The 19099-nt window shown below is 73.5% G+C and carries 21 protein-coding genes; 10 read left to right on the top strand and 11 right to left on the bottom strand.

Features of this window, described 5'->3' with window-relative positions; all coding sequences use genetic code 11:
- Positions 1-189: 189 nt before the first annotated feature.
- Positions 190-474, top strand: a complete 285-nt coding sequence (locus AB0N04_RS13580; RefSeq protein ID WP_360210880.1) for a hypothetical protein — start codon at positions 190-192, stop codon at positions 472-474.
- A gap of 294 nt (positions 475-768) precedes the next feature.
- On the opposite strand, the gene AB0N04_RS13575 is transcribed toward AB0N04_RS13580, so the two are convergent.
- On the bottom strand, positions 769-1053 hold the full coding sequence (locus AB0N04_RS13575) for a hypothetical protein (RefSeq protein WP_360210878.1): 285 nt from the start codon (positions 1051-1053) through the stop codon (positions 769-771).
- Positions 1054-1252: 199 nt separating this feature from the next.
- Between AB0N04_RS13575 and AB0N04_RS13570 the strand changes: the two genes are divergently transcribed.
- Positions 1253-2011 (top strand): GntR family transcriptional regulator, encoded by a 759-nt coding sequence (locus AB0N04_RS13570; RefSeq protein ID WP_360210876.1) that lies wholly within the window; start codon positions 1253-1255, stop codon positions 2009-2011.
- Between the two features lie 145 nt (positions 2012-2156).
- On the opposite strand, the gene AB0N04_RS13565 is transcribed toward AB0N04_RS13570, so the two are convergent.
- Positions 2157-3824: a fumarate hydratase gene (locus AB0N04_RS13565; RefSeq protein ID WP_360210874.1), complete on the bottom strand. Its 1668-nt coding sequence runs from the start codon at positions 3822-3824 to the stop codon at positions 2157-2159.
- Positions 3825-3969: 145 nt separating this feature from the next.
- Here AB0N04_RS13565 and AB0N04_RS13560 point away from each other — a divergent pair, with 145 nt between their 5' ends.
- Both AB0N04_RS13560 and AB0N04_RS13555 read left to right on the top strand, forming a co-directional pair.
- Positions 3970-4785: a DUF1707 domain-containing protein gene (locus tag AB0N04_RS13560; protein WP_360210872.1), complete on the top strand. Its 816-nt coding sequence runs from the start codon at positions 3970-3972 to the stop codon at positions 4783-4785.
- A 262-nt stretch (positions 4786-5047) separates the two neighbouring features.
- Complete coding sequence (locus tag AB0N04_RS13555) at positions 5048-5524, top strand: WhiB family transcriptional regulator (protein ID WP_360210870.1); 477 nt, start codon at positions 5048-5050, stop codon at positions 5522-5524.
- 99 nt (positions 5525-5623) lie between these two features.
- Here the strand turns inward: AB0N04_RS13555 and glpX are convergent, their stop codons facing one another.
- Positions 5624-6664: a class II fructose-bisphosphatase gene (gene glpX / locus AB0N04_RS13550; protein ID WP_360210868.1), complete on the bottom strand. Its 1041-nt coding sequence runs from the start codon at positions 6662-6664 to the stop codon at positions 5624-5626.
- Positions 6665-6879: 215 nt separating this feature from the next.
- On the opposite strand from glpX, the gene AB0N04_RS13545 reads away from it, so the two are divergent.
- Complete coding sequence (locus tag AB0N04_RS13545; protein WP_360210866.1) at positions 6880-7416, top strand: DUF4245 domain-containing protein; 537 nt, start codon at positions 6880-6882, stop codon at positions 7414-7416.
- Between the two features lie 147 nt (positions 7417-7563).
- Here the strand turns inward: AB0N04_RS13545 and AB0N04_RS13540 are convergent, their stop codons facing one another.
- The 4 genes from AB0N04_RS13540 to AB0N04_RS13525 all read right to left on the bottom strand — a co-directional run bounded on the left by AB0N04_RS13540 (position 7564) and on the right by AB0N04_RS13525 (position 11279).
- Positions 7564-8166, bottom strand: a complete 603-nt coding sequence (locus AB0N04_RS13540) for a malonic semialdehyde reductase (RefSeq protein WP_360210864.1) — start codon at positions 8164-8166, stop codon at positions 7564-7566.
- Positions 8167-8278: 112 nt separating this feature from the next.
- The gene (locus AB0N04_RS13535; protein ID WP_360210862.1) at positions 8279-8536 is read right to left on the bottom strand and encodes an exodeoxyribonuclease VII small subunit; all 258 of its coding nucleotides are present in this window, start codon (positions 8534-8536) and stop codon (positions 8279-8281) included.
- A 78-nt stretch (positions 8537-8614) separates the two neighbouring features.
- Positions 8615-9838, bottom strand: coding sequence for an exodeoxyribonuclease VII large subunit (gene xseA, locus AB0N04_RS13530; RefSeq protein ID WP_360210860.1), 1224 nt, complete (start codon positions 9836-9838; stop codon positions 8615-8617).
- A gap of 76 nt (positions 9839-9914) precedes the next feature.
- Complete coding sequence (locus tag AB0N04_RS13525; protein WP_360210858.1) at positions 9915-11279, bottom strand: APC family permease; 1365 nt, start codon at positions 11277-11279, stop codon at positions 9915-9917.
- Positions 11280-11366: 87 nt separating this feature from the next.
- Here AB0N04_RS13525 and AB0N04_RS13520 point away from each other — a divergent pair, with 87 nt between their 5' ends.
- Positions 11367-12341: a 4-hydroxy-3-methylbut-2-enyl diphosphate reductase gene (locus AB0N04_RS13520; RefSeq protein WP_360210856.1), complete on the top strand. Its 975-nt coding sequence runs from the start codon at positions 11367-11369 to the stop codon at positions 12339-12341.
- A 155-nt stretch (positions 12342-12496) separates the two neighbouring features.
- Positions 12497-13243 carry a polyphosphate--glucose phosphotransferase gene (gene ppgK / locus AB0N04_RS13515; protein ID WP_360210854.1) on the top strand — a complete coding sequence of 249 codons (747 nt, stop codon included), beginning with the start codon at positions 12497-12499 and terminating at the stop codon, positions 13241-13243.
- Between the two features lie 29 nt (positions 13244-13272).
- Here the strand turns inward: ppgK and AB0N04_RS13510 are convergent, their stop codons facing one another.
- Positions 13273-13758 carry a DUF6542 domain-containing protein gene (locus AB0N04_RS13510; protein ID WP_360210852.1) on the bottom strand — a complete coding sequence of 162 codons (486 nt, stop codon included), beginning with the start codon at positions 13756-13758 and terminating at the stop codon, positions 13273-13275.
- A gap of 392 nt (positions 13759-14150) precedes the next feature.
- Between AB0N04_RS13510 and ychF the strand changes: the two genes are divergently transcribed.
- Entirely contained in the window at positions 14151-15224 is a 1074-nt protein-coding gene (gene ychF, locus AB0N04_RS13505) for a redox-regulated ATPase YchF (protein WP_360210850.1), read from the top strand.
- Between the two features lie 134 nt (positions 15225-15358).
- On the opposite strand, the gene AB0N04_RS13500 is transcribed toward ychF, so the two are convergent.
- The gene (locus AB0N04_RS13500; protein ID WP_360210848.1) at positions 15359-15622 is read right to left on the bottom strand and encodes a type II toxin-antitoxin system RelE/ParE family toxin; all 264 of its coding nucleotides are present in this window, start codon (positions 15620-15622) and stop codon (positions 15359-15361) included.
- Positions 15615-15884 (bottom strand): type II toxin-antitoxin system Phd/YefM family antitoxin, encoded by a 270-nt coding sequence (locus tag AB0N04_RS13495; protein WP_360210846.1) that lies wholly within the window; start codon positions 15882-15884, stop codon positions 15615-15617. The genes AB0N04_RS13500 and AB0N04_RS13495 overlap by 8 nt, the downstream gene beginning before the upstream one ends.
- 179 nt (positions 15885-16063) lie before the next feature.
- Here AB0N04_RS13495 and AB0N04_RS13490 point away from each other — a divergent pair, with 179 nt between their 5' ends.
- Complete coding sequence (locus AB0N04_RS13490) at positions 16064-16495, top strand: hypothetical protein (RefSeq protein WP_360210844.1); 432 nt, start codon at positions 16064-16066, stop codon at positions 16493-16495.
- A gap of 2 nt (positions 16496-16497) precedes the next feature.
- Positions 16498-18327: a caspase family protein gene (locus tag AB0N04_RS13485; RefSeq protein WP_360210842.1), complete on the top strand. Its 1830-nt coding sequence runs from the start codon at positions 16498-16500 to the stop codon at positions 18325-18327.
- Positions 18328-18379: 52 nt separating this feature from the next.
- Here the strand turns inward: AB0N04_RS13485 and AB0N04_RS13480 are convergent, their stop codons facing one another.
- Positions 18380-19045, bottom strand: coding sequence for an HAD-IA family hydrolase (locus tag AB0N04_RS13480; RefSeq protein WP_360210840.1), 666 nt, complete (start codon positions 19043-19045; stop codon positions 18380-18382).
- Positions 19046-19099 lie beyond the last annotated feature (54 nt).

The following is a 19099-nucleotide window of genomic DNA, read 5'->3' as shown; positions in this document are numbered from 1 at the left end:
TTGATTCCGCGAAGGGCGCTCGGCGGTCCGCCGCGATGGTTCAGCCTAGGCGGACGCCCGACTCTGCCGGATGGCACTGCAAGCCGCACGATGTTTATCGGACATTTAATCAACCCTACGATACTGTCCGCGCGCCCGCGCCAAGCAGGTCGGGCTGAACACATTTGATGACCGAAAGGCGGCCGCCCAATGGCCAACAACCAGAGCGAGACCTCGGAGCCGTCGACGCCCGACAACGCGGCGCGGACCTCGGCCCCGGAGGCTGCTGTGGAGGCGGGCAAGGCTGTCGAGGGCGCGGTGACCGCCTCCTCGAACCCGACCGGATACACCGAGCCCACTCCCGAGCAGAAGGCGGCCCTCGAGGGCGAACTGTTCGGCGACGAGGCCGAGCACGTGGTGGAGCCCGCCGAGCCGACGACGGGCGAGCCGGGCAAGAAGTACGAGCCGGAGAGCATCATCTCCAGCCACCCGTAAGCACCCGCAGAACCGTCTGCCCCGGTATCCTCGGCCAGCCGCAATCCGACTGGGACGGCGCCCCCGCTTTGCTTGCCGCGAAGGTGGGGGCGCCGGTCGTTATGCCGGGGAATGGGGGATTGGGCGCTGCGGTACGGTCGATTCCGGCACCTGGCGCCCGGCCGGTGACCAGCGCCTCCCGTGTCGTGCCGGGGGGTGGGCGGGGCGTTCCGGAATTTCGGATTCACCGGGGATTGCCAGGTCCGAAATGCTTGGTTTGAGCGGATTCCGGAGCAATTCCAGCGAATCGTGATCTCAGGCGCAGGCGCGGAGCCGAGCGCTGTCGGAGAGGTCCGGCGCGCGGCCCGGCGGCCGTCTCGCGGGCTCGGGGTCGGGGTCGTCGGTGGCGGGTGGGCTCGTGGGGGCGGGGGAGAGGTGGCCCGGTTCGGCGGTCCACTCGCAGCCGCCGGTCTCGGGGCGCAGGTAGTGCTCTCCGCCGAGGGTGTCCATGTAGATGCCGGTGCGTCCGGTCCTCCGGTCGAGGACGAGTTCACCCACGTGCGGCCGGTAGGCCGCGGCGTCGCGTTGACGGGTGCTCACCGCACTGCTCCCTTGCTCTGGTGCGGGTGCGGCGCCGGGTGGGGCCGCCCCCTGGTCGCTGTCCGTGCGTGTGTGGTGCTGCTCGGCGACTACCCAGCATCTCTAGAGAAGCTAATATCTCTAGAGATGTCAACGGTCGTATCTCCTTACCGGCGGCCGTGGGCGCGCCTAGGATTTGTCCGAGGGAGAGGGAGCGGCGATGACCGGCAGCAGTGGCGACAAGCAGCCCAAGTACCAGCGGATCGCCGACTCGCTGAAGGCGGCCATCGGCACCGGCCGCTACCGGGCCGGGGACCGGCTCCCGGGGGAGAACGACCTCATGGACGAGTACGGCGTCGCCCGGATGACGGCCCGCCAGGCACTGGGCGTGCTGCAGAGCGAGGGCATCGCCGAGGCGCGCCGGGGTGCCGGGGTCTTCGTGCGGGACTTCCGGCCGCTGCGGCGGCGCGGGATCCAGCGGCTGGCGCAGGGGCAGTGGGGGTCGGGCCGGTCGATATGGTCGGCCGACATCGACAACCGGTCGCTGGTGGTCGACCAGGTGTCGGTCACCGAACTGGGCGCGCCCGAGCACGTGGCGGGGGTGCTGGGGGTGGACCCCGGCGCGCCGATGTGCGTGCGGCACCGCCGCTTCGTCCTGGACGGCAAGCCGGTGCTGCTGTCCACCTCCTACCTGCCGGCCGGGCTGGTCGCCGGCACGGCCATCACCCGCGAGGACACCGGCCCGGGCGGCACCTACGCGCGCCTGGCCGAGATAGGCGCCAAGCCCGTCCACTTCCGGGAGGAGGTCCGCTCCCGGATGCCCAGCGGCGAGGAGGGCGCCCGGCTGGAGCTCTCCGCCGGGACCCCGGTCATCCTGATCTGCCGGACCGCCTTCGCCGACGAGGGCCAGGTCGTCGAGCTCAACGAGATGATCCTCGACGCGGCCTCCTACGTCCTGGAGTACGACTTCGACGCCTGAGCGGCCCCGGCCCGGCCCAACTCGCCGGCCCGAACGCGTCCGACGCCCCGGCCCGCACCGCACCGGCCCGCACCGGCTCGCCCCCCGGAACGCCGCCGCCCCGGGCGCGTGGTGCGGCCGGGGCGGCGGTGGGGCGGGGCGGGGGCTACTCCTTGGAGCGGACCCGCAGGTTGGTGATCAGCGGCCCCTCGGTGGTCTCCCGGAAGAAGTCGTTGCCCTTGTCGTCGACGACGATGAAGGCCGGGAAGTCCTCGACCTCGATGCGCCAGACGGCCTCCATGCCGAGCTCGGCGTACTCCAGGACCTCGACCTTCTTGATGCAGTCCTGGGCGAGGCGGGCGGCCGGGCCGCCGATGGAGCCGAGGTAGAAGCCGCCGTGCTGGGCGCAGGCGTCGGTGACCTGCTTGCTGCGGTTGCCCTTGGCGAGCATCACCATGGAGCCGCCGGCGGCCTGGAACTGGTCGACGTAGGAGTCCATCCGGCCGGCCGTGGTGGGGCCGAAGGAGCCGGAGGCGTAGCCCTCGGGGGTCTTGGCCGGGCCCGCGTAGTAGACCGGGTGGTCCTGGAGGTACTTCGGCATGCCCTCGCCGGCGTCCAGGCGCTCCTTGATCTTGGCGTGCGCGATGTCGCGGGCGACGACCAGGGTGCCGGTGAGCGAGAGCCGGGTCTTGACCGGGTACTTGGACAGCTCGCCGCGGATCGCCGACATCGGCTGGTCGAGGTCGATGCGCACGACGTCGTCGTCGAGGTGCTCGTCGGTGGTGTCCGGCAGGTACTTGGCCGGGTCGGTCTCCAGCTGCTCCAGGAAGACGCCCTCGGCGGTGATCTTGCCGAGTGCCTGGCGGTCGGCGGAGCAGGAGACGGCCATGGCCACCGGCAGCGAGGCGCCGTGGCGCGGCAGGCGGACGACGCGCACGTCGTGGCAGAAGTACTTGCCGCCGAACTGGGCGCCGATGCCGATCTTCTGGGTCAGCTCGGTGACCTTGGCCTCCAGTTCCAGGTCGCGGAAGCCGTGCCCGGTCCTGGCGTCGCCCTCGGTCGGCAGGTTGTCCAGGTAGTGCGCGGAGGCGTACTTGGCGGTCTTGAGCGCGAACTCGGCGCTGGTGCCGCCGATCACGATGGCCAGGTGGTACGGCGGGCAGGCCGCGGTGCCGAGGGAGCGGATCTTCTGCTCCAGGAACGAGAGCATGCTCGCCTCGTTCAGGATGGCCTTGGTCTCCTGGTAGAGGTACGACTTGTTGGCGGAGCCGCCGCCCTTGGCCATGAAGAGGAACTTGTACGCGTCGCCGTCGGTGGCGTACAGCTCGATCTGGGCCGGCAGGTTGTTGCCGGTGTTCTTCTCGTCCCACATGGTCACCGGGGCCATCTGGGAGTAGCGCAGGTTGAGCTTGGTGTACGCGTCGAAGACGCCCCGCGCGATGGCGGACTCGTCGCCGCCCTCGGTGAGCACGTTCTGGCCGCGCTTGCCCATGACGATGGCGGTGCCGGTGTCCTGGCACATCGGGAGGATGCCGCCGGCCGAGATGTTGACGTTCTTCAGCAGGTCGAGCGCGACGAAGCGGTCGTTGGGGCTGGCCTCCGGGTCGTCCAGGATGCGGCGCAGCTGGGCGAGGTGGGCGGGGCGCAGGTAGTGCGAGATGTCGTGCATCGCCTCGGCGGTGAGCAGCCGCAGCGCCTCGGGCTCGACCTGGAGGAAGGTGCGACCGCCGGCCTCGAAGGTGGAGACACCCTCGGAGGTGAGCTTGCGGTACGGGGTCGGGTCAGCGCCCAGGGGGAGCAGGTCGCTGTACTCGAAGTCTGGCGTGGGAGCCATGGGGGCGGTCCTTAGGTTTCCAGTGATCCGGCTGCGTCGGCGAAGCACCATCCAGGGTAGGACCCGGCCTTGCGTCGCATGCGGACAGGGCAGCCTGCGTGACGGGGCTCACTCGGTCAGGAGTGCGAGCGACTAGGCTTGCGCCGTGGACAACTCGCCGCCGCAGGACGATCCGGGGCAGCCGCCGGTGCCGGCGCCCGTGCCGATGACCAAGCCCGAGACCCGACCGGAGCCGCAGCCGGACCGCGCGCCGGCCCCGCGGCCCCAGCCGCAGGCCCAACCCCAGCCGCAATCCCAGCCCCAGGCGCTGCACGCGCCCGTCGCGCAGGCGGACCTGCGGGTGTCCGACGCCGACCGCGAGCGGATCGCGGAGCTCCTGCGGGACGCCTACGCGGAGGGCCGGCTGGACGCGGAGGAGCACGCGGAGCGGATCGGGGCCGCGTACGCCGCCAAGACCTTCGGCGACCTGGTGCCGCTCACCCGGGACCTCCCCGGCCACCGGCCGCTGTCCTTCGAGAAGCCCCCGCTGGAGGCCCCGGCACCGCGCCCGGTGGCCCCCGCGCTGCCGCCCGCGCGCCAGGAGTCGCCGTCGATGGTGGCGGTCTTCGGCGGAGCCTCCCGCAAGGGCCGCTGGCGGGTGGGTTCGCACCTGAGGGCCTTCGCGGCCTTCGGCGGCGTGGAGATCGACCTGACGGACGCGGTGTTCGAGTCGCCCGAGGTGGAGATCGAGGTGACCGCGCTGTTCGGCGGGGTCGAGATCCGGGTCCCGGAGAACGTGAGCCTGCACGGCAGCGGTGTCGGCATCTTCGGCGGGTTCGACGTCCGGGAGCAGACGGCGGCGGATCCGTACGCGCCGGTGGTGCGGGTCAAGGGCGTTGCGATCTTCGGTGGTTGCGAGGCCAAGCCGCGGCGCGGCAAGAAGCTCAAGGAGTGGGTGCGCAAGCAACTCGGCACGGAATAGCCGGGGTTGTCCCACTCGGCGCCCGACCGGAAATCAACTCCCGGTCGGTCGCTCGGCGTTGCTCCGGGTGCGCTGTGTAGTCGATTGCGTGCAGTGTGCATGAATCGCGTCCGGCGGGGTAGTTCCTTCCGCACATCGCTTCTTGTACGGCTGCACACCGGAGGCGGCCCAGCGGCCGGTTCGGGGGTTGGACAGCGGGGGCTCGCAGCCGGGCAGGGGAGCGAGCTTCCCCGTGTCCGAGAGTCTCGTCAGGAGTACGGCCGTGCTGCATCCGATCGAGTCCCGCACCACCTCGCCCGTCGCCGCCGCGCAGCTGCTGGAGCGACCTCCGGTGGCCAGGCGGCAGCCGCAGCCCCCGGGCGGGCCGGGTTCCCAGGGCCTTGCCGCGGGGTCCCCCGGCGGGCCCGGCCCGGCCGGCGGTCCGGGGTCGGGCGAGGACAACCCGTGGCACACCGGGGCGGCCTGCCGGCGGGACGAGGCCGGGCTGTTCTTCGCGCCCTCGAAGGAGCCGACGGCGGCGCGGCTGTCGCGCGAGGAGCAGGCGAAGCAGGTGTGCGCCCGCTGTCCGGTGCTGCTGGAGTGCCGTGAGCACGCGCTCGCCCAGCCGGAGCCGTACGGCGTCTGGGGCGGGCTGACGGCGGCCGAGCGGCGGGTGGTGCTGGCCCGGCGGCGGCGCCGGGACGCCGAACTGCGGGAGGCCTCGCGGGTGGCGGCGGGGCAGCGGCGGATAGCCGGCTGACGGCGCGGGCCGGGCCCCGGGGCGGGCATCGCGGCCGGACGCGCCGCGGCCCCGGCGGAGGGGGATTCCGCCGGGGCCGCGGTCGCGGTCGTCCGGGTCTCAGTTGGCGCGGTCGAAGTCGATCGCGCTGTAGGCCCGCAGCTTCGACAGCTTGTGGACGGAGTTGATCTCGCGGATCGTGCCGCTCTTGGAGCGCATCACCAGCGAGCTGGTGGTGGCGGTCTCCGAGCGGTAGTGCACGCCGCGCAGCAGCTCGCCGTCGGTGATGCCGGTGGCGACGAAGAACACGTTCTCGCCGCTGACCAGGTCGTTGGTGGTGAGCACCCGGTCCAGGTCGTGGCCGGCGTCGAGGGCCTTCTGCCGCTCGGCGTCGTCCTTGGGCCACAGCCGGCCCTGGATCACGCCGCCCATGCACTTCATGGCGCAGGCCGCGATGATGCCCTCGGGGGTGCCGCCGATGCCCATCAGCAGGTCGACGCCGGTGCCCTCGCGGGCGGCCATGATGGCGCCGGCGACGTCGCCGTCGGAGATGAACTTGATCCGGGCGCCCGCCTCGCGGATCTCCCGGACCAGGCCGTCGTGGCGGGGGCGGTCGAGGACGACGACCGTGACGTCCTCGACGGCGCTGCCCTTGGCCTTGGCGACCCGGCGGATGTTGACGGCCGGCGGGGCGGTGATGTCGACGAACTCGGCGGCCTCGGGGCCGGCCACCAGCTTGTCCATGTAGAACACGGCGCTGGGGTCGAACATGGTGCCGCGGTCGGCGACGGCCAGGACGGCGACGGCGTTGTTCATGCCCTTGGCGGTCAGCGTCGTGCCGTCGACCGGGTCGACCGCGACGTCGCACTCGGCGCCGGTGCCGTCGCCGACCCGCTCGCCGTTGTAGAGCATCGGGGCTTCGTCCTTCTCGCCCTCGCCGATGACGACGACGCCGTTCATCGAGACGGTCGAGACCAGGGTGCGCATCGCCTTGACTGCGGCGCCGTCGGCGCCGTTCTTGTCGCCACGGCCGACCCACCGGCCGGCGGCCATCGCGGCCGCCTCGGTGACCCGGACGAGTTCGAGCGCGAGGTTCCGGTCGGGAGCCTCCGGCGCGACCTCAAGGGCGCTGGGAAGGTGGTGCGGGTACTGCGTGGTCATCGTCGTTACCTCTCTGTACGCGACGGCCAGTGAGCGCCCGACTACTGCCTGGTCGAACGCCGTGGTGAGGGTCCTGCGATCGTATCTGCCCACGAGATGACTGTCTGTGGCGCGGGTCGCCCCCCGGGTGCGGAGGGTGGCGGTTCGTCCCGCTTCACCCGTTCGTGGGCACCCCGGGTGGCCGGGGCGGTGTGTGGATGAGTCACCATGTGGGGGTGGCTGGAGAGAGCAAGGGCATGAGGGGCCGGCAGACCGTGCGGGACATGGTCCTGTCGATGCTGGCCGTCGGCGTCGTGGTCTGGGTGGGGTACCTGTTCCTGCCGCACGACGCGGACGGCGACCCGGTGCACGTGGTCGAGTACAAGGTGGCGGCGGCCTCCGCGAAGCGCGGTGCGCCCTACCGACTGCTCTCGCCCGAGGGCCTCCCCGACCAGTGGCGGGCCACCTCGGTCGGCTACCAGCCGGCCGCGAACGGCAAGGGCCAGGGCAATGCCTGGCACCTGGGCTTCGTCACGCCGTCCGGCCAGTACGCGGCGGTCGAGCAGAGCGACGTCCCGCGCGACGCGCTGGTCGGCGAGAAGGCCGCGGGCGCCAAGCCGGACGGCACCTCGGAGGTGGCCGGGCGGACCTGGGAGCGCCTGCAGGGCGAGAAGTCCCGCGCGCTGGTCGTGCAGTCCGACGGCGCGACCACGGTGCTCACCGGCACCGCCTCCTACGAGGAGCTGGCCGAGCTGGCGCAGGCGCTCAAGTAGCCGCGGGGCCCCGCGGCCGGCCCGGAGGGGCCGGGTGCGCCCCGGCGGGCGCCCTCGCAGGCCCCCGTGCGACCCCCGGCGCCCCCGTGCGCACACGGAAGGGCCCGCACCGGACGAACCGGTGCGGGCCCTCGTGCGTGCGGCGGATCAGACCGTGGTGACGACCTGGTCGTACGCGAGGCGCGGCGAACGGGCGAACCAGGCGTCGTCGCCCGGCTTGCCGATGTTGACCACGGCCAGCACCGAGTGCTCGCCGTCGCCGAAGAACTCCTTGTTGATGCCCTCGGCGTCGAAGCCGGTCATCGGGCCCGCGGCCAGGCCGGCGGCGCGCACGCCGATGATGAAGTAGGCGGCCTGCAGGGCGCCGTTCAGGGTGGCGGACTGCTCGCGGACGCTGCGCTCCGAGAAGAACACGTCCTTGGCCTGCGGGAAGTGCGGGAGCTGGGTCGGCAGCTCCTCGTGGAACTCGTTGTCCACGGCCAGGATGGCGACCAGCGGGGCGGCGGCGGTCTTGGCCTTGTTGCCGTCCGCGAGGTGCTGGACGAGGCGCTCGCGGCCCTCGGCCGAGCGGACCAGGACCACGCGCAGCGGCTGCTGGTTGAAGGCGGTCGGGCCGAACTTGACCAGGTCGTAGATGGCCTGGACCTGCTCCTCGGAGACCGGCTCGTCGGTGAAGGTGTTCGCGGTGCGGGCCTCGCGGAACAGCAGGTCCTGAGCGGCGGCGTCGAGTACCAGGGCTTCGGTGGTCATGCTTGTCTGCACCTCATGCGGGAGGGGTTCGTCGGAGTGTCCGGCCGGAGCCGGTCACATCATCCCAACATGGGTGAACGTTCAACGATTCCCCGGGGCGGTGTGAGCCGCGTCACTCCCCGGCCGCGGGCCCGCCCTCCTCGGCGGCCAGCGCGGCGTCCAGCCTGGCCCGGGCGCCGTCCAGCCAGCGCTGGCAGACCTTCGCCAGCTGCTCGCCGCGCTCCCACAGGGCCAGCGACTCCTCCAGCGACGTCCCGCCGTTCTCCAGCTGCCGGACGACGTCCAGCAGCGCGTCCCGGGCGTGCTCGTAGCCCAGCGCGTCGTCCGGGGTCGGCGCCGCCGCGGCCTGCTGCTCCTGCTGATCTGCCATGCGTGCCAGCGTAGGGGCTGGCGCCGACAGAACGGCCGCCACCGGACGAACCGGAGGCCGCGGGCCGGGCCGACCGGCTCAGTCCTCGTCGGCGGGCGCCTCCACGCGAACCCCGAAGGAGCCGGCCGCCACCCGGGCGTGCAGCCCCTCGCCGGCCGCGACCTGCCCCGGGTCGGTCACCACCGTGCCGTCCGCCCGCTGCAGCACCGCGTAGCCGCGCTCCAGGGTGGCCGCCGGGGAGAGCGCCACCACCCGGGCGAGGGTGTGCCCGAGGTCGCTCTGCGCGTGGTCCAGCCGGTGGCGCAGGGTGCGCCGAGCCCGTTCCAGCAGTGCCTCGACCTCCTGGCCGCGCCCGTCCAGCATCCGCTGCGGGGCGGCCAGCGCCGGGCGGCTGCGCAGGCCGTCCAGCCCGTGCTGCTCGCGGTCGACCCGGCCGAGGACGTGTCGGCGGGCCCGGTCCCGCAGCTGGCGGACCTTGGCCAGTTCCTCGCCGACGTCCGGAACCACCCGTTTGGCGGCATCGGTCGGGGTCGAGGCCCGCAGGTCGGCGACGAAGTCCAGCAGCGGCTGGTCCGGCTCGTGCCCGATCGCGCTGACCACCGGCGTCCGGGCGGCCGCGACCAGCCGCACCAGCCCCTCGTCCGAGAACGGCAGCAGGTCCTCGACGCTGCCGCCGCCGCGCGCCACGATGATCACGTCCACGTCGGGGTGCTCGTCCAGCTCCCGGACGGCCGCGCTCACCCGCTCCACCGCGCTGACCCCCTGCACCGGGACGTTGCGCACCTCGAAGCGGACCGCCGGCCAGCGCCGCCGGGCGTTCTCCAGCACGTCCCGCTCGGCCGCGGAGCCGCGCCCGGTCACCAGGCCGACGCACTGCGGCAGGAACGGCAGCGGCCGCTTGCGCCCGGCCTCGAACAGGCCCTCCCCGGCGAGCCTGCGCTTCAGCTGCTCCAGCCGGGCCAGCAGCTCGCCCAGCCCCACCGGCCGGATCTCCGAGGCCCGCAGGGACAGCTGCCCGCGTGCCGCGTACCACTCCGGCTTAGCGTGCACGACGACCCGCGCGCCCTCCTGCACGACCTCCGCGACCTGGTCGAACACCGAACGGAAGCAGGTCACGGTGAGCGAGACGTCCGCCTGCGGGTCGCGCAGGGTCAGGAACACCACGCCCGCCCCGGGCCGGCGGCTCAGCTGGGTGATCTGCCCCTCCACCCACACCGCCCCGAGCCGGTCGATCCAGCCGCCGATCAGCGCGGAGACCTTGCCGACCGGGAGCGGGGCTTCGGGGGAGCTGGTGTTGGCCATGCGTACGAGGCTAGCGGTCCCGTCGGACAGGCCCATGGCCCGACGGCCGGTGCCGGGGCGGCCGGGCGGGGCGGGCTCAGCGGTGGCCGCCGACCGGCCCGCCCGACCCGGTGGAGCCCTGCACGCCCAGCACCACCAGCCCGGCCGCCAGCCAGATCAGGGCGGCGAGCTGCGCGGTCGCCGAGGCCTCGTAGACCACCGCGCAGATCACCGCGATCCCCAGCCCGGGGGCGACCAGGTGCCGCAGCCGGTCGCGCGAGCCGTGCCGCACCGTGTACCAGCCGATCACCGAGGCGTGCAGCAGCGCGAAGGCGGTCAGCGCGCCCACGTTGACCACCGACGTCAGCTGGTCCAGCCCGTCGTCCCGGTTCGCCGCCCAGACCGCCGCGACCATGGTGATCACCGCGGCCGTCAGCAGCGCCCGGCGCGGGACGCCGCTGGCGGGGTCGACCGGGCCGAGGGCGCGCGGCAGCCGGCCGTCCCGGGCCATCGCGTAGACCAGCCGCCCGGCGGCCGCCTGCCCGGCCAGGGCCGCGAAGGCCGCGCCGACGGCCTTGCCGGCCGCCACCAGGACGTGCAGCCAGTGCCCGACGCCGCTCTCCACCGTGTCGTAGAAGGCCGAGCCCTGTGCCGCCGGGTCGGCGGCCAGCTGCTGCGGGGTCGTCGGCTCCAGGAGCGCCGCCAGGTAGGTCTGCGCGGCGAACAGCACTCCGGCCAGGACCAGGCACCAGAGCACCGCCCTGGCGACGGCCGCCGAGGCGCCGACCGCCTCCTCGACGAAGGTCGCGATCGCGTCGAAGCCCAGGTAGGACAGCACTGCGACGGACACCGCGGAGAGCACGGCGGCGAGCGAGAAGCCGCCGACGGCCGTGAACGGGGTGTCCCAGCCCCGCCGGGGGCCGTCCTGGACCAGCGCCACCACGGCCGCGGCGACGAACACGGCCAGCACCGCCAGCTCCATCGCGAGCACCGCGAAGCCGACCACCGCCGCCGTCCGCACCCCGACCAGGTTGAGCGCGGTGGTCACCAGCACCGCGAGCGCCGTCCAGACCCACCGGGAGACCCCGGGCACCAGCGAGTGCAGGGCGATGCCGGAGAACAGGTAGGCGACCGCCGGGATCAGCAGGTAGTCGAGCATCGCCATCCAGCCGGCGATGAACCCCGGCCCCTCGCCCAGCCCGGCCCGCGCGTAGGCGAACACCGAGCCGGTCTGCGGCACCGCGCGCACCATCTGGGCGTACGAGAAGGCGGTCAGGCCCATCGCCACCGTCGCCACCAGGTAGACCGCGGCGACGGCCCCGTGGCTCCTGGCGTCGAGCACGCCGAACACGCCGACCGGGGCCATCGGGGCGATGAACAGCAGGCCGTAGACCACCAGGTCGCGGACGCCGAGGCTGCGCCGCAGGGCGCCCGGCGGCGCCTGATCACTCGTGGAGCTCATAGACACCACATTTGAGCACCGACGACCGGGTCCGTCCGGAAGGCGCCTCACGTCGGCGCGGCTCGCCGCCGCCCGTACGATGGACCCATGTCCAACACCGCGCAGCGCCGTGTCCTGCTCGCCGCCCCCCGGGGCTACTGCGCGGGTGTCGACCGCGCCGTGATCGCCGTTGAGAAGGCCCTGGAGCAGTACGGGGCACCCATCTACGTCCGCAAGCAGATCGTCCACAACAAGTACGTGGTGCAGACCCTGGAGAAGAAGGGCGCCGTCTTCGTCGACGAGACGGAGGAGGTGCCCGAGGGCTCGATCGTCGTCTTCTCCGCGCACGGCGTCGCCCCGTCCGTCCACGACGAGGCGAAGGCCGGCAAGCTCGCCACCATCGACGCCACCTGCCCGCTGGTCACCAAGGTGCACAAGGAGGCCGTGCGCTTCGCCGACGAGGGCTTCGACATCCTGCTGGTCGGCCACGAGGGCCACGAGGAGGTCGTCGGGACGATGGGCGAGGCGCCGGACCGCATCCACCTGGTGGACGGCGCCGAGGACGTCGCCAACGTCCGGGTCCGGGACGAGTCCAAGGTCGTCTGGCTGTCCCAGACCACGCTGTCCGTGGACGAGACCATGGCCACCGTCGGCGAGCTGAAGAAGCGCTTCCCGGCGCTGGTCAGCCCGCCCAGCGACGACATCTGCTACGCCACCCAGAACCGCCAGGTCGCGGTGAAGCAGATGGCGCCCGACACCGACCTGCTGATCGTGGTCGGCTCCAGGAACTCCTCCAACTCCGTCCGCCTCGTCGAGGTCGGCCTGGAGTACGGCGCCCGCGCCGCCCACCTGGTGGACTTCGCCGAGGAGATCCAGGAGGCCTGGCTGGAGGGCGTCACCACGGTCGGTCTGACCAGCGGCGCCTCGGTGCCGGAGATCCTCGTCGAGGGCGTCCTGGAGTGGCTGGCCGCGCGCGGTTACGACACCGTCGAGACGGTCAAGACCGCCGAGGAGCACCTCACCTTCTCGCTGCCCAAGGAGCTGCGCCGCGACCTGCGGTCCGAGGCCGCCGGCAAGCTGTAGTCCGCCTCCGCACGGAGCCCGGCACCCCGAGGGGGGCCGGGCTCCGTCGCGTCCCGGACCCGTCCCTTCGCTGTGCGCGGCCGAACCCGCTCTCGTAACTTTGTGCACAGGCTGTGGACAAGCGGGTCCGCCGCCACGGGTGGAGGGTGGTCGTGATGACGGCGGTATTCGGCGTGGACATCGGCGGTTCGGGCATCAAGGGCGCCCCGGTCGACCTCGGCCGCGGCGCACTGGCCCAGGAGCGGCACAAGGTGCTCACCCCGCAGCCGTCCGCACCCGAGGCCGTGGTCGCCGCCGTCCGCGAGGTGGTCCGCCACTTCGACCACCAGGGCCCGGTCGGGCTGACCTTCCCCGGCGTGGTGGTCGGCGGCCGGACCAGGACCGCCGCCAACGTGGACAAGGGCTGGATCGGCCTGGACGCCGAGGGCCTCTTCCGCGAGGCGCTGGACCTGCCGGCGACGGTGCTCAACGACGCCGACGCGGCCGGTATCGCCGAGACGGCCCACGGCGCCGGCCACGACCAGTCGGGCGTGGTGCTGGTCCTCACCTTCGGCACCGGCATCGGCAGCGCGCTCTTCGTGGACGGCGCGCTGGTGCCCAACACCGAGCTGGGCCACCTGGAACTGCGCGGCAAGGACGCCGAGCGCCGGGCCTCCTCGGCCGCCAAGGAGCGGCACGGACTGAACTGGGAGCAGTGGGCCGGGCGCGTCGACGAGTACCTGGACCTGGTCGAGATGCTGTTCTCGCCGCAGCTGGTCGTGATCGGCGGCGGGGTGAGCCGCAAGCACGAGAAGTTCCTGCCGCTGCTGCGCCACCGGGAGGCCCGGGTGGTGCCCGCCGAGCTGCGCAACGACGCCGGCATCGTCGGCGCCGCCATGGCGGCGGCCCGGGCGGCGGGCTGAGCCCGGCCCGCGGCAGCCGCGGGCCGGGCTCAGCGGGAGCGGTGGATCCGGCGCTGGGCCACGAACCGGGCGAGCACGATCAGCGCGGCCAGCCCGGTGCCGGAGAACAGCCAGCCGGCCCGCAGCGCCAGCCCGGTCGCCAGCGCCACCACCTGGGCGGTGACCCCGGAGGAGCCGACCGGCCCGAACGCCAGCAGCGCCAGGGCGAACGCGATCGGCCCGCTGATCGGCGCGGCCAGCAGGTCGGCGTAGCGCACCCGGACGGCCAGCTGGAAGCAGACCACCAGGTAGCCCAGGCCGAACAGCCAGCCGAGCCCGTCGAACAGCAGCCGGTCCAGGCCGGCCACCGCGAGCGTGGCCAGCACCGCGACCACGCCGGTGCCGACGGCCGTCAGCCGGGTCGGCCGTCCCGTCCGGCGGCGGCCGTACAGCCGGGGCGCGGAGCGCCCGCGCAGGGGCAGGCGCAACCGCGGCCCGGGCGCGGCCGGGCGGCCCGCGGCGGGCGCGCCGGCCACGGGGCGCAGCCGGGAGGCGGGGGCGCCGGGGGGTCCGGAGGTCTCGGGAGCCCGGCCTGGACCGGGGACGGCGGCCCCGGCCGCGCCGTTCGGCGGTCGGCGTCTGGGCCCTGGCGGCTGGGTACGGATGCTCTGCTCCACCCGCCCAACGTACGGTCCGATCATCGCCACACTGTGTAATGGACCGTTCAGGTCTTGTCCCGTGTCCCCGGACCGGGTACTGATGTGACCGTCGATCAGGGCCCCGATCCGTCCGGCCCCGCCCGCGCACCGTGACCACCGGACCCGAGCCCCTCCCGGCGGCGACCGGGGGGTGAGGAGCTGCCCGTAGACTTGGGGGTCGGCCCGTACGGTGCCGACCCAACTCCTCCAAGCCCACGGGACTGCGCTTCATGTCGCTCACGATCGGAATCGTCGGCCTGCCGAACGTCGGCAAGTCGACCCTGTTCAACGCCCTGACCAAGAACGACGTGCTGGCGGCCAACTACCCGTTCGCCACCATCGAGCCGAACGTCGGCGTCGTCGGCGTCCCGGACGCGCGCCTGGCCAAGCTCGCCGAGATCTTCGGCTCCCAGCGCGTCCTCCCGGCGACCGTCGACTTCGTCGACATCGCCGGCATCGTGCGCGGCGCCAGCGAGGGCGAGGGCCTGGGCAACAAGTTCCTCGCCAACATCCGCGAGTCCGACGCGATCTGCCAGGTCGTGCGCGCCTTCACCGACCCGGACGTGGTGCACGTGGACGGCAAGGTGTCGCCCAAGGACGACATCGAGACCATCCACACCGAGCTGATCCTGGCCGACCTCCAGACGATCGAGAAGGTCCTGCCGCGGCTCCAGAAGGAGGCGCGCCTCAAGAAGGACACCGCCCCCGTGCTGGCCGCCGCCGAGGCCGCGCAGGCCGTCCTGGAGACCGGCAAGACCCTCTTCGAGGCCGGCTTCGACACCGCCCCGATCCGCGAGCTGCACCTGCTGACCGCCAAGCCCTTCCTCTACGTCTTCAACGTGGACGAGGAGGAGCTGGCCGACGAGGACTTCAAGAACGCCCAGCGCGCGCTGGTCGCCCCGGCCGAGGCCATCTTCCTGAACGCCAAGATCGAGTCCGAGCTGATCGAGCTGGACGACGCCGAGGCGCTGGAGCTGCTCCAGTCGATGGGTCAGGAGGAGCCCGGCCTGGCCACCCTCGCCCGGGTCGGCTTCGACACCCTCGGCCTGCAGACCTACCTCACCGCCGGTCCCAAGGAGACCCGCGCGTGGACCATCAAGAAGGGCGCCACGGCCCCCGAGGCGGCCGGTGTCATCCACACCGACTTCCAGAAGGGCTTCATCAAGGCCGAGGTCATCTCCTTCGCCGACCTCGTCGAGACCGGCTCCGTCGCCGAGGCCCGTTCCAAGGGCAAAGCCCGCATCGAGGGCAAGGAGTACGTCATGCAGGACGGCGACGTGGTGGAGTTCCGCTTCAACGTCTGAGCGGCCGGCACGGCGGCACGTCGCTGCCGCCGCAGGCAGCACGTGGGAAGGGGTCGGACTCCGTGGAGTCCGGCCCCTTCGGCGTCACCCGCGCCGGACGGGTGCCGGACGTTCCGGTGCGGGACCGGCGGTGATCAGGTCTCGTAGACGGTGGACCGGTGTCCCACGTGGACGACCCAGACCACCAGCTCTCCGTTGTCGATCGTGTAGACGACGCGGTAGTCGCCGACGCGCAGGCGGCGTCGGTCGGGCCGGGACACGAGTGCGGTCGTGTTGAAGCCGAGCGGGTCGGTCTCCAGCTCGGTCAGCTTGGCCAGGATGCGCAGCGCCGTGTCGCGGGGGATCTTCCGGAGCTCGGCCTGCGCCTCGGGGCGGAAGACGGTCCGGTACTCACTCACCGCGTGCCAGCGTCTCCCTCATGATGTCCTCGATCGGGATACCGGGCGCCGGGGTGGCCATGCGCTCGTCGATGATCCGATTGATCTCGCGCTCTTCCCACTCCTGGTACCTGCGCAGCACCTCGATGGAGACGACGGCCGCGACCTGCTTGCCCCGGCGGGTGATGACCGTGGGCACGTCGTCGCGGTCCGCGCGCTCCACGACCTCCGCCAGGTGGGCGCGCACGTCCCGGATGGACTCTATGGGCAGCGGCTGTGTCATGCGCCCAAGAGTACCGAGTGTCCCATGTGTACACAACGGGAATGCGTTCCGCTCCGGATCGGCCGGGACGGCGGGGCTGGGGCCTTCGGTCGTTCGGGATCCGGTGAAGGGCGGTCCGGCGGGCGGGGGTTCCTCTACGCTGAAGCGGACAACCGGGCTGTGGGGGAGAGGTGTTGGGCGTGGAGGTCGCGCTCGCGGTCGAGCCGGCGGGGGACGGGCGGGAGGGCGAGCAGGCCGAGGCCGCGGGCTCGCTGCGCCGGTGGCTGCTGGCGGAGCCCGAACTGCGGGGCAGTGAGGTGCGGGCCGGGGCGGCCGATCCGGCGGAGGGCCGGATGGGGGAGGTCCTGGAGGTCGTCAACGTGGTGCTGGCCAACGGCATCGCGCTGGCCGGCCTGGTCACCGCCGTGGCGACCTGGCGGGACGCGCGCCGGGGGAGGCCGCGGGTGCGGATCGAGTGCGGCGGCGCCACGGTGGTGGTCGAGGGCGGCTCCGCCGAGGAGGTCCGCCGGATCCTGGAGCAGCTGGAGCGGCCCGCTCCGCCCGGGCTCCCGGCCCAGTCGGCACGGCCGGGCGCTGCGGCGCCGGTCCCGGCGACCGGAGACGCCGAGTAGCCGTGGCCGCACTGGCGGACCCGGGCCGGTCGGCGGCCGTGCTCATCGGGGTCCACGACTACCTCCACCTGGAAGGGCTGCCGGCCGTGGCGGCGAACCTGGAGGCGCTGCGCAGGGTGCTCACCGACCCGGCGGTGTGGGGGCTGCCCGCCGGGGCGTGCACGGTGATCGCCCAGCCGGGCAGCGCGCGGCAGGTGCTGGACACCGTCCGGGAGAAGGCGCGCGAGGCCACCGACACCCTGCTGGTCTACTACGCCGGCCACGGCCTGACGGACGACTACACGGACGAGCTGCACCTGACCCTGCCGGACACCGTCCGCGACTCCGAGTACACCGCGCTGCGGTACGAGTCCCTGCGGCGCGCGGTGCTCGACCCGCAGGCCCGGGCCCGGCGCACGGTGGTGGTGCTGGACTGCTGCTACAGCGGCCGGGCGCTGGCCGGCGCGATGAGCGCGGGTGAGCACATCGCCGACCAGGCCGTGATCAACGGCAGCGTGGTGCTCACCGCGACCTCGGCGACCAGGGCCGCCCTCGCGCCTCCCGGGGAGCGCTACACGGCCTTCAGCGGGGAACTCATCGGGCTGCTGGAGGCGGGGCTGCCCGGCGGGCCGGACCTGCTCGACATGGAGACCCTCTTCCGGCAGCTGGCGCAGCGGCTCTCGGAGAAGTCCCGGCCGATACCGCAGAAGCGCAGCCGGGACGACGGCAGCCGGATCGCGATCGCCCGCAACCGGGCCGCCGCGGTGCGGCCGGCGCCGAGCGGCGCGCCGGGGCACGGCGAACGGCGCGCGGGCGAGGAGCGGCGCCGGACGGCGGAGGCGGACGCCCGGGAGAAGCTGCGTCAGGCGGCCCGGCTGGTGGCGGTGCTGGCGGCCAAGCCGGATCCGGACTTCGCGCTGTTCTGGCTCGCGGTGCCGGTGGCGCGCGAGCTCTTCGGGGAGGGCTCGCTGGAGCCCGTCGGTGTGGTGGAGCCGGGGACGTGGTACCTGGCCGTCGACGGGCAGGGCGGCGCCCTGCGGGTGCAGCTGGCGGACGGCACGACGGGGTTCCTGCTCGACGTCGACGGGATCCAGAACGGCAACGCCGACCCGCCGGAGGCCGCGGAGCCGGAGGACGGGGGACCGGAGGCCGCGGAGCCGGAGTTCTCGCCGTACTGGCTGGCGGTGCCCGCGACCCGTCCGCTGCTCGCACTGGACGGGTCGTGGAATCCGGTGGGCGAGGTTCGGCCGGGCACCTGGTACCTCGGTGTCGAGGAGCGGGGGGCCGCCCTGGTCGTCCAGCTCCCGGACGGAACGCAGGGACTGTTGCTCGACCTGAGCGGGATCCAGCGGGACGGCACCGACCACGCGGAGGCCGGGGAGGTCGACTTCGTGCCGTTCTGGTTCGTGCTGCCGCTCGAACACCACCCGTTGATGGCGGAGGACGGTTCGGACCGCAGGGTGGGGGTGCTGGAGGCGGGGCGGTGCTACCTGGCCCTGCAGCATCGGGGCCAGGGCCTGCTCGTCCAGGCGTCGGCCACCGCCCGGGGGCTGCTCCGTACGACGCACGGTGTCCGGCGGGGGACCAAGGGCCGCGCCGGGGACGTGCGCCGGCTGTCCAAGCTGATCGACGCCGCTTCGGCGACCGGTCCGAGCCCGGACTTCCAGCCGTTCTGGTTCGCGGTTCCGGAGGTGCGTCCGCTGTTCGGGGCGACGGCCCGGGAGCCGGTCGGAGTCCTGCTGCCGGGGTCGTGGTACCTCGCGCTCGAGGCCCGCGGCACCGCCCTGGTCGCCCAGCTGCGCAGCGGCCGCAAGGGCCTGCTGCTCGACGCGGCGGGCATCCAGCGCGGGTGACCGCGCCGGACGGGTGACCGCGCCGGACGGGTGACCGTGCCGGACGCACCGGTCAGCGGCGGACGGTGACGGTCAGGGTGCCGTCGGGGCCGGCGGTGACGGTGACGTCCCGGAGGGTGTCGGCGTGGGCGTCGGGGCGGTGGGCGAGGGCGCGCGGGCCGATGCCGACGACGCGCACGCCGGCCGCGCGGGCGGCCTCGATGCCGGCGCCGGAGTCCTCGAAGGCGAGGCAGTCGGCGGGGGCGTGGCCGAGGGCGGCGGCGCCCTTGAGGAAGCCCTCCGGGTCGGGCTTGCTGGCGCCGACGGACTCGGCGGTGATCAGGACGGGCGGCAGCGGCAGGCCGGCGGCGGCCATCCGGACGGTGGCGAGCGGCTCGTCGGCGGAGGTGACCAGGGCGTGCGGCAGGTCGGCGAGGGCGGTCAGGAAGGCGGGAGCCCCGGGCACGGGGACGACGCCGTCGGTGTCGGCGCGCTCCTCGGCGAGCATCCGACGGTTCTCGGCGAGGTTGACCTCGACGGGGCGGTCGGGGAGGAGGGCGGCCATGGTCGCGTGGCCCTGGCGGCCGTGGGCGACGGCCAGGACGGCGGCGGGGTCGAGGCCCTGCCGTTCGGCCCAGCGGCCCCAGCACCGCTCCACGACGGCGTCGGAGTTGACCAGGGTGCCGTCCATGTCGAGGAGGAGGGCGTGGGCGGTCAGCTGGATCGGGGCGGCGGGCATGGGGAGGCTCCTCGCGGGCGCGGCGGACGGACGACGCAGGGCTGAGTCGTTTGT

Source organism: Kitasatospora sp. NPDC051702 (assembly GCF_040681575.1).
Lineage (GTDB): Bacteria > Actinomycetota > Actinomycetes > Streptomycetales > Streptomycetaceae > Kitasatospora.
Note: the sequence above shows the minus strand (reverse complement) of the source record. Positions and strands in the feature narration are given on the sequence as shown.

Coding starts and splice junctions, on each gene's coding strand:
- AB0N04_RS13540 (WP_360210864.1), bottom strand. CDS start 8,166: ATGACCACCGAAGCCCTGGTACTCGACGCCGCCGCTCAGGACCTGCTG.
- AB0N04_RS13520 (WP_360210856.1), top strand. CDS start 11,367: ATGTCCAACACCGCGCAGCGCCGTGTCCTGCTCGCCGCCCCCCGGGGC.
- xseA (WP_360210860.1), bottom strand. CDS start 9,838: ATGGCCAACACCAGCTCCCCCGAAGCCCCGCTCCCGGTCGGCAAGGTC.
- ppgK (WP_360210854.1), top strand. CDS start 12,497: ATGACGGCGGTATTCGGCGTGGACATCGGCGGTTCGGGCATCAAGGGC.
- AB0N04_RS13565 (WP_360210874.1), bottom strand. CDS start 3,824: ATGGCTCCCACGCCAGACTTCGAGTACAGCGACCTGCTCCCCCTGGGC.
- glpX (WP_360210868.1), bottom strand. CDS start 6,664: ATGACCACGCAGTACCCGCACCACCTTCCCAGCGCCCTTGAGGTCGCG.
- AB0N04_RS13570 (WP_360210876.1), top strand. CDS start 1,253: ATGACCGGCAGCAGTGGCGACAAGCAGCCCAAGTACCAGCGGATCGCC.
- ychF (WP_360210850.1), top strand. CDS start 14,151: ATGTCGCTCACGATCGGAATCGTCGGCCTGCCGAACGTCGGCAAGTCG.
- AB0N04_RS13580 (WP_360210880.1), top strand. CDS start 190: ATGGCCAACAACCAGAGCGAGACCTCGGAGCCGTCGACGCCCGACAAC.
- AB0N04_RS13535 (WP_360210862.1), bottom strand. CDS start 8,536: ATGGCAGATCAGCAGGAGCAGCAGGCCGCGGCGGCGCCGACCCCGGAC.
- AB0N04_RS13480 (WP_360210840.1), bottom strand. CDS start 19,045: ATGCCCGCCGCCCCGATCCAGCTGACCGCCCACGCCCTCCTCCTCGAC.
- AB0N04_RS13495 (WP_360210846.1), bottom strand. CDS start 15,884: ATGACACAGCCGCTGCCCATAGAGTCCATCCGGGACGTGCGCGCCCAC.
- AB0N04_RS13525 (WP_360210858.1), bottom strand. CDS start 11,279: ATGAGCTCCACGAGTGATCAGGCGCCGCCGGGCGCCCTGCGGCGCAGC.